The following is a 372-nucleotide window of genomic DNA, read 5'->3' as shown; positions in this document are numbered from 1 at the left end:
AGCCATTTCCCATACCCTAATCCCAAATTGACCGCTAGATAATCGCTTTCCGAGATGACATAACAGGTTTTTCAACGTTGATTCTGGTAAATAAGAATAGTTAGGTTGTTGAACAATCGTATTGGGAATACGTGCTTCTCTTAATAAAGGAAGTAAATCAACATCCATCCCCTTGAAGAGATCAATAAAAAACATGACGTGTTCTGTTCGAATAATGTGGACTTGCTCTTCTTTTCTAGGTCTGGCCATCATCTAGTACACAAGTTATTAGGTGGTATAGGACTAATATAGTCTATCCTAGATGGTAACCATCTGAATAAATTAGTATTTAAAGGAATATATATGAAGTCGGTTAGTTTAGCTGCTTTAACT

At 35.8% G+C, this 372-nt stretch carries 1 protein-coding gene; it reads right to left on the bottom strand.

Features of this window, described 5'->3' with window-relative positions:
- A partial coding sequence (locus tag AYW75_RS19075) for a hypothetical protein (RefSeq protein ID WP_231886243.1) occupies positions 1-252 on the bottom strand: 252 nt, incomplete at its 3' end.
- Between the last annotated feature and the right edge of the window lie 120 nt (positions 253-372).

Source organism: Marinomonas atlantica, assembly GCF_001639725.1.
Taxonomy (GTDB): domain Bacteria; phylum Pseudomonadota; class Gammaproteobacteria; order Pseudomonadales; family Marinomonadaceae; genus Marinomonas; species Marinomonas atlantica.
Note: the sequence above shows the minus strand (reverse complement) of the source record. Positions and strands in the feature narration are given on the sequence as shown.